Annotated in this window: 4 protein-coding genes; 3 read left to right on the plus strand and 1 reads right to left on the minus strand. The window is 74.6% G+C overall.

Features of this window, described 5'->3' with window-relative positions:
* From H5J30_RS21340 to H5J30_RS21350, 3 genes are all read left to right on the plus strand, one after another.
* Positions 1-1,635, plus strand: a 1,635-nt coding sequence (locus H5J30_RS21340; RefSeq protein WP_258563453.1) for a cysteine protease StiP domain-containing protein, incomplete at its 5' end; no start/stop codon positions are given.
* Positions 1,632-2,441 (plus strand): HAD family hydrolase, encoded by an 810-nt coding sequence (locus H5J30_RS21345; RefSeq protein ID WP_181789002.1) that lies wholly within the window; start codon positions 1,632-1,634, stop codon positions 2,439-2,441. The genes H5J30_RS21340 and H5J30_RS21345, both read left to right, overlap by 4 nt.
* Complete coding sequence (locus H5J30_RS21350) at positions 2,438-3,115, plus strand: O-methyltransferase (RefSeq protein ID WP_181789003.1); 678 nt, start codon at positions 2,438-2,440, stop codon at positions 3,113-3,115. Before H5J30_RS21345 ends, H5J30_RS21350 begins: the two co-directional genes overlap by 4 nt.
* Here the strand turns inward: H5J30_RS21350 and H5J30_RS21355 are convergent.
* Positions 3,093-3,734 (minus strand): DUF4383 domain-containing protein, encoded by a 642-nt coding sequence (locus tag H5J30_RS21355; RefSeq protein WP_181789004.1) that lies wholly within the window; start codon positions 3,732-3,734, stop codon positions 3,093-3,095. The two genes, H5J30_RS21350 and H5J30_RS21355, sit on opposite strands and share 23 nt — an antisense overlap.
* Positions 3,735-3,830: the final 96 nt, after the last annotated feature.

Raw genomic sequence — 3,830 nt, forward strand, 5'->3', positions numbered from 1 at the left:
ATCGCCGACGCGCTCGCGCTTCCCGCCGACCCGGCCCGCCCACCGCGCGTACTCCTCCTCGGCACCGAGGAGCTGATGTACGCACCCCTCCGCCTCGCCACCGCCCTCGAAGACCTGCTCCCCGGCGCCGACGTCCGGTTCTCCTCCACCACCCGCTCGCCCGTGCTCCCCGTCGACCACCCCGGCTACGCCATCCGCAGCCGCCTCGCCTTCCCCGCCCACGACAACCCCCACGACAACCCCGACGGCACCCGCTACGCCTACAACGTCGCCGGCGGCGCCGCCGCCCCGTACGACGCCGTCGTCGCCGTCACCGACTCCGCCGCCGACACCCCCGCCCTGCACGCCCCCGGCGGGCTCCTCGACGTGCTCGCCCCGCACACCCCCCGGGTACTCCTCGCCGTGATCCCCTCCTACGCCCCGAGCACCGCCGAGCCCCTCCGCGGGCCCGCCTTCTCCTCCTACGCCCCCGACGAGGTCGGCTGGCTCCTCAAGGACCTCTCCGCCGTCGACCTCGAAGCCCCCACGGAGGAGCGCGAGGAGGCCATCCAGCGCGGCGGCGCGCACTACGCCGAGTCGCTGCCCGTCGAGTACCAGCCCAGCCCCGACTACGTACGCCTCTTCCACACCGCCCTCGACGCCACCGCCGGCCGCATCGCCGACGCCGTCGCCACCGTCACCGAGACCGTGCTCGCCGAGCGGTCGCCCGCCCCCGTACTCGTCTCCCTCGCCCGCGCCGGCACCCCCGTCGGCATCCTGATGCGCCGCTGGGCCCGGCACGCCCACGGGCTCGACCTGCCCCACTACGCCGTGTCCATCGTCCGCGGCCGCGGCATCGACACCGCCGCCCTGCGCCGGCTGGCCGCCCACCACGACCCCGCCGACGTCGTGTTCGTCGACGGCTGGACCGGCAAGGGCGCCATCGCCCGCGAACTCGCCGCCGCCCTGCGCGACTTCCCCGCCTTCGACCCGCGGCTCGCCGTCCTCGCCGACCCGGGCCGCTGCGTGGACACGTACGGCACCCGCGACGACTTCCTCATCCCCTCCGCCTGCCTCAACTCCACGGTCTCGGGCCTGATATCCCGCACCGTGCTGCGCGCCGACCTCATCGGCCCCGCCGACTACCACGGCGCGAAGTTCTACCGCGAACTCGCCGCCGACGACCTCTCCGGCCACTTCCTCGACGCCGTCACCGCCCGCTTCCCCGCCCCCGCCGCCGTCCGCCCCATGCCGGCCGCGCCGGAGCGCGCGCCCACGTGGGAGGGGTGGGCCGCCGTGGAGCGGATCAGCGAGGCGTACGGCATCGGGGACGTCAACCTCGTCAAACCGGGCGTCGGCGAGACGACGCGGGTGATGCTGCGCCGGGTGCCCTGGCGCGTACTGGCGCGGCGGGGCGCGGGCGCGGACCTGGACCACGTGCGGCTCCTCGCGGAGCAGCGGGGGGTGCCGGTGGAGGAGACCGACGACCTGCCGTACACGTGCGTGGGGCTGATCCATCCCCGCTACACCAGGGGCGCCACCGGCGCGGACGGCACCGCGGCAGCGGACGGGAATGCACCGCACCCACCGGCAGAAGGGCACCCGGCCCCCGCTCCCGTCTCCATCTCCGACACCCCCGGGAAGTCCGCCCCGTGACCGTCATCGCCAGCGACCTCGACCGCACCCTCATCTACTCCCCGGCCGCCCTGGCCCTGGCCATGCCCGACGCCGCCGCACCGCGCCTGCTGTGCGTCGAGGTCTACGAGGGCAGGCCGCTGTCCTTCATGACCGAGACCGCCGCCGCGCTGCTCGCCGACCTCGCCGAACGCGCCCACTTCGTACCCGTGACGACCCGCACCCGCGAGCAGTACCGCCGCGTCCGGCTGCCCGGCCCGCCGCCCCGGTACGCGATCTGCGCCAACGGCGGCCACCTGCTCGTCGACGGCGAGGCCGACGCCGGGTGGCGGGCGCGGGTGGACCGGGAACTGGCCGCCGGCAGCGCACCGCTCGCCGAGGTCCGCGCGCACCTGGAGCGGGCGGCGGACCCGGCGTGGCTGCGGAAGCTGCGTACCGCGGAGGACCTCTTCGCCTACCTGGTCGTGGAGCGGGCCGCGGTACCGCAGGAGTGGCTGAAGGAACTGGGGGAGTGGGCCGAGGGCCGCGGCTGGTCCGTATCGGCGCAGGGCCGGAAGATCTACGCGGTGCCGCGCCCGCTGACGAAGAGCGCGGCGCTGGCGGAGGTGCTGCGGCGCGCGGGCGGGCCGGCGGCCGGGCAGGTACTCGCCGCCGGCGACTCCCTCCTCGACACCGACCTCCTCCTCGCCGCCGACCGCGCCTGGCGCCCCGGGCACGGCGAACTGGCCGCCCGCGGCTGGACCGCGCCGCACGTCACGGCCCTCGCCGAACGCGGCGTGGCCGCCGGGGAGCTGATACTCCGGCAGATGGCAGGATGCCTTCCATGACCACTGCCTCTCCCGCGGGCCGCGACAAGCGCCCCGACCAGACCCCGGAGCTGTACCGGTACGTGCTGGACCACAACCCGCCGCTGGACGCCGTGCAGCGCGACCTCGTGGAGCTGACCCGCACCCGCTTCCCCGACTCGGCGAGCATGCAGTCCGCGCAGGAGCAGGGCCCGCTGCTGGCGTTCCTCGTCCGGCTGGTCGGCGCCCGGCACATCGTGGAGGTGGGCACCTTCACCGGGTTCTCGTCGCTGTCCATGGCCCAGGCCATGGACGACGGCGGGAAGCTCGTGGCCCTCGACGTCTCCGAGGAGTGGACGGCGTACGCGCGCGAGGCGTGGGAGAAGGGCGGCGTCGCCGACCGCGTCGAACTGCGGCTCGGCCCGGCCGCCGACTCGCTGCGGGCGATGCCCGACGGGCCGCACATCGACCTGGCGTACCTGGACGCGGACAAGCCCGGCTACATCGGGTACTGGGAGGAACTGGTGCCGCGGATGCGGCCCGGCGGGCTGATCGTCGCGGACAACGTCCTCTTCCACGGCCGCGTCGCCGACCCCGGGGCGACGGGCGGGGCCGCGGCGATCCGGGCGTTCAACGACCACGTGGCCGCGGACGCCCGGATGGACTCCGTGCTGCTGACGGTCGCGGACGGCCTCACCGTCGCGCGGCGCCGCTAGCGGACGCCTCCGCCTCGGACCCGGCTTCCGGCTCCTCGTTGCGGGTGCGCCAGTACGGGTTGTCGTGCGGCAGGCGGCCGCTGACGCGCCCGTACATCCCGAACATCGCCAGGACCATGCCCAGGATGAAGCTGAACAGCACGTTCTGCATCCGGAAGGCGAGGAAGTTGGCGCCGGTGTCCAGGAGGGCCAGGTTGACGAAGCCGCTGAGGACGAAGAGGCCGCCGAGGACCATGTTGAGCGTCGAGGCGAAGTTGCCGCCGCGGACCATGCCGTAGAGCAGCAGCGCGCCGACGACGACGGACAGGGTGCTCAGCGCCCCGTTGGTGTTCAGGCCGAGGGTCTTGTCGCCGCCGGTGTCGAAGAACCCGAGGTGGTTGACGAGCCCGAGGATGCCGAACACCACGAGGAAGAGGCCGGCCAGGCCGGCACCGGCGCGGTAGACGTTGCTGAGGTGGTGGTCGACGGGCAGATGCTCGTCGAGCCTGGTGTGCTGGTGGGCGGGATGCCCGACGTGGACGCGGTCCTTGAGGGCCTCGCGGCTGCCGGGCACCTCGCCCTCGGGCGGCTCGGCCAGGGGATGCGGCAGGGCCTCCGTGACGTGCTCCTGCTGGGCCATGGCGTGACCTCCTTACGGCGGTCGTACAGCGGTGCCGTAATCCAGGATCCGCCCGGCGCCATACCGGGGCAAGTCGCCCACTTCAGCGCCGTACGC

This window comes from Streptomyces phytophilus, from assembly GCF_013870535.1.
GTDB classification, from domain to species: domain Bacteria; phylum Actinomycetota; class Actinomycetes; order Streptomycetales; family Streptomycetaceae; genus Streptomyces; species Streptomyces phytophilus.